The 3,780-nt window shown below is 58.4% G+C and carries 4 protein-coding genes; 2 read left to right on the top strand and 2 right to left on the bottom strand.

Features of this window, described 5'->3' with window-relative positions; all coding sequences use genetic code 11:
- Positions 1-125: 125 nt before the first annotated feature.
- On the top strand, positions 126-1,034 hold the full coding sequence (locus G6024_RS15955) for a DNA-methyltransferase (RefSeq protein WP_159149149.1): 909 nt from the start codon (positions 126-128) through the stop codon (positions 1,032-1,034).
- Here the strand turns inward: G6024_RS15955 and G6024_RS15950 are convergent.
- Complete coding sequence (locus tag G6024_RS15950; RefSeq protein WP_159149148.1) at positions 1,031-2,029, bottom strand: MamI family restriction endonuclease; 999 nt, start codon at positions 2,027-2,029, stop codon at positions 1,031-1,033. The two genes, G6024_RS15955 and G6024_RS15950, sit on opposite strands and share 4 nt — an antisense overlap.
- 401 nt (positions 2,030-2,430) lie before the next feature.
- Here G6024_RS15950 and G6024_RS15945 point away from each other — a divergent pair, with 401 nt between their 5' ends.
- Positions 2,431-3,444 carry a biosynthetic peptidoglycan transglycosylase gene (locus tag G6024_RS15945; RefSeq protein WP_159149147.1) on the top strand — a complete coding sequence of 338 codons (1,014 nt, stop codon included), beginning with the start codon at positions 2,431-2,433 and terminating at the stop codon, positions 3,442-3,444.
- On the opposite strand, the gene G6024_RS15940 is transcribed toward G6024_RS15945, so the two are convergent.
- A complete protein-coding gene (locus G6024_RS15940; RefSeq protein WP_159149146.1) occupies positions 3,441-3,668 on the bottom strand; it encodes a hypothetical protein in 228 nt (75 codons plus the stop codon). The two genes, G6024_RS15945 and G6024_RS15940, sit on opposite strands and share 4 nt — an antisense overlap.
- Between the last annotated feature and the right edge of the window lie 112 nt (positions 3,669-3,780).

Here is a 3,780-nt window from a genome sequence, read left to right as displayed (position 1 = left end):
GTCACCGCTCAGCTATGGGAGACACGCCCTAGCAGCGGGCCGCGCCAGCGTGTGTAGGGGGGGTCTGGGACCGCGGAGTACACTGACCGTCCGCCCCGTTCGCCACCGGCCCGTAGGACACCTCTGTGACAAGTTTTTTGAACGAGATCGTGCACGCAGACTGCATCGAAGCACTAACACAGCTGCCTGACCGGTCTGTCGACCTGGTGATCATCGATCCGCCATACTGGAAGATCGCCAATGAACGATGGGACTACGAATGGCGAACCAAGAACGACTACGTGGATTGGTGCGTGCAGTGGCTCGATGAGGTGGCGCGGGTCATTAAGCTATCCGGAAGCGTCTACATCTTCGGCTATACCCGAAACCTCATCTACCTCTACCAAGCTTTCGCCGAACGCAATTTCTTATTCCGACAAGAAATCATCATCGACAAAGGGAAACGGGCGTTGGGTGGACGGCACACTAGTCGCTACAAGCAGTTTCCGAATGTAACAGAGACGATCTGGTTTTTTGTGCATAATGCAAAACCGTTCATCAAGGACTTTCTAAAAGACCGCCAAAAGACCATGGGACTTAAAAACCATGAGATCAATCAACGTCTAGGCGTAAAGACGAATGGTGGCGGGGTATGGTCGCTATACACTGGAAATAACATCCTGGCCCAGGTCCCCACCGAGGAGATGTGGGGCAGACTTGCAGAGGTGCTCGAGTTCGACCTTCCCTACTCTGAGATCGGCCAGGTCTTTAACATTGAGATGGGCCACACCAACGTCTGGCGAGACATCGACTTCTGGAGCGAGAAGCGACATCACCCGACTCAGAAGCCGGTACATCTGATCGAGCGACTGGTGACTGCCAGCTCCAGTCCTGGTATGACTGTTCTCGACCCCTTCGCAGGATCAGGATCAACCGCTCTTGCCTGTCTAAATCTCGACCGAAATTATATCGGGATCGAGAAGGATGAAAAATACGTGGAGCTTGCGCAGAAGCGCATCGCTGAGCACGCACCGCAAGAAACGTTGCCGCTCTAGCTCACAGTGGAGCGACTATAGGGAGACGAGTGGGGCGTTGGCACGTCCGTATCGCGAAGAGTAAACCTAGATCGCGCCCGTTCGTCCAGTGGTGCTAGCGATTTCTTCCGCTTGCCATCAGGCATCGCCCTGAATTTCTGAGGTGAGACGTCATCAGTCAGGAACTGATCGAGCTCGGCGTCACCAAGCTTTAGAAGTTGATTGAGCTCGGTGGTGTTGAGTAAAGCTCCCGGCATCAGCTCGGATGCCAAGGGCTCTCGGTCCGCCTTCGGATCGAGGAAGTAGTCAACGGTGGCAACCGGGGCGGTGTCCGAATTGACAACCGTGCAACTGAAGGTCTTAATCGGATTGCACATGTAGTACTGGAACGAGTAAGGCCAGAAGTTCTTTGGCGCAGGAGTCGCAGCGGCATTCTTGGCTTTATGACCCAGATACAGATTGTGGTAATAGTTCTCCATTAACGTGACGAAGTGCCGATGACGCTCGTGCCCAGGCCATATCTCGAAAGCCTGGAAACGAAGTGTTGAGTAGTCGCCCTGGTCGAAGTTCGGATGATCACCGATCATCAGCAGGACACGCTCGACCCTCCGAGTTAGCAGCTCGAGCTCTGACTCGGTCCGAATGCTGAAAAGCCACTTGGAATCGTTGTTGCGCTTGATGTTGGTACTGCCGCACTCGGGACACTCATTTTCTAGCCGCGCCACGGCCCCCTTGCACTCTTTGCACTTGTCCAGCTGATCGATCCGAGAGCAAGACTTCACCTCAGATCCATCCATCAGGTCATGCCCTCTGGCTCCAGTCCGGCTACCTTCCACTCCTGTGACCAGCGAAGACAGATGCTGACCTGGGTAGCCGATCTTAATGTTGGGCGTCTGCTTCGTTATCCGCGACCACTTAATCAGCTCGAGTCGGGGGCGCAAGACTAACTCGTCAAGCAGTTTGATGATCTGGTCTTTGTTGTCGCCAAGGCGAACTTTAGAAGCGTCAGGTTTCACAGCGAGCAGGGTACACACTAGATCGGCAGTACTTGGCCGAACGACCGAACGACCTTGAGCACTGCTACCAATCCGAAGGCAGAACCACTCGCATTCCCCAGGACAGCCGCTCCGCTCGTCAGGGTTTAACCGCGCGATCCAAGCTCCTGAGTGGTACCGGGAGCGGGCCGGGCCACCCGAGCTCGGGCGTCACCTGGCTATCGCGGCGACGCGATCTAAAATCGTTGGATTGTCGACTGACTGCCAGCCACATTAATCCCGAGTAATTAGCGGAGCACGCTACGTGGCAGTGGTAACGGCGAACTAAGGTGACGGCGTTGACCAGGTAATTCGCCTCTCGGATAATTGGTCCAACCCGGTCGTCCAACTCGACCGGGGGCTTGCACCGCCTGGGGGCCACCATGACCGCCACTGCCTACAGCGAGGGACCCTACGACCCGGCGAACGCCGACACCGAGGTCTTCTACCTCGACTACGACGATGAACCAGAGCGGCAGGCCGAGCCTGAGGACGAGCCCCGGGGTTATCGCTTCTGGACGTGGATCTTCCGGAACCTACTCGGACCGATCTACGACATTGCCGATTGGATGAAAAAGCTCGCTGGGCATGGCCGGACAATTGTCTCCGTGGTTCTCGCGCTCGCGCTCGTGGGTGGAGCGGGCACGTGGGCGTGGGCAGCCGGCGGGGTCCGCTGGAACACTCCAAAGTCGACAGCCTTCATGGACCGGAGCCCCGACCCGATCCACCAGTGGGTGGGCATGGACCACATCAGCCGCTACTTGGTTGCCGCGGCGATCTCTATCGAGGACGCGCAGATCGGCGTGCGAAGCGGCGCGGTCGACTGGGCTGCGTTTGCCGATACGGCGCAGCGCTACCTGGCTGGAGAGCGAGACATTGTGGGCGGATCGACCATCCACCAGCAGCTCGTCAAGAACCTCTATCTCAGCGAGGAGCGGTCGGTGGAGCGCAAGGGCGTCGAGCTACTGATCGCCCTCGGCATGGCCAGGATGGTTCCCGAGGATCGCGTGCTCGAGCTGTATCTCAATTTCGCGCAGTTCGGCCCGAACATCTACGGCGTCTGCGCTGCGACTTGGTACTACTACGGTGCCCCTCCGTGGTACGTGAGCGAGTTCCAAGCTGCGCTGCTGATCGGTGTGCTCCCGTTCCCCTCTGATGCGCACCGGGCTACCGATGACAGCGGCCCCTACGTGATCAGCTCCGAGAAGAACGAGGGGGATTTCCTGCACCGCGTCTACGAACGTGGACTGGGAGGTATCGCCTACCGCGGCGGGTACGAGACCCTCATGGATCAAGTCGGAATCGTGGGCGATGCAAGCGACTACGAGCACGTGGGGCAGGACTCGTGCTCTGAAATGCCTGAGTCGGTGCGGGCGCTTCGGGAGGAGGAGGGTTAAGGCTGTACGACCAACTCGAGGCGCTTCTTCGTTCGGCACTTCGGGCAGGCCTTCACCCGGTAGTGAGCGGTCCCGTGGAAGTTGTCGTTGTCCGAGCGGATGGTCTCGCGGAAGATCTGCCACGCGTGGTCGCAGGGGTTGCTCTCCGCGGCCTCCTGCTCACGTTCGCGGCGGATGTCGATCTTCTCGGTGAAGCGGGTGCGGGCGGCGTCGAAGTCGATCACGAGTACTCCCCCAACGTGTCGTCTACTTGCACGTGAGCGCGCTGGAGGCGTTCTGGCAGCTTCGGCCAGAGTTTTTGCCAGAGTGGACCGTTCCCGCTCTGGTGGACACCCG

The sequence above is a fragment of the Dietzia maris genome (assembly GCF_014144855.1).
Classification (GTDB): domain Bacteria; phylum Actinomycetota; class Actinomycetes; order Mycobacteriales; family Mycobacteriaceae; genus Dietzia; species Dietzia kunjamensis.
The sequence above is the reverse complement of the archived record's forward strand: the minus strand, read 5'-3'. Positions and strand labels throughout refer to the sequence as shown.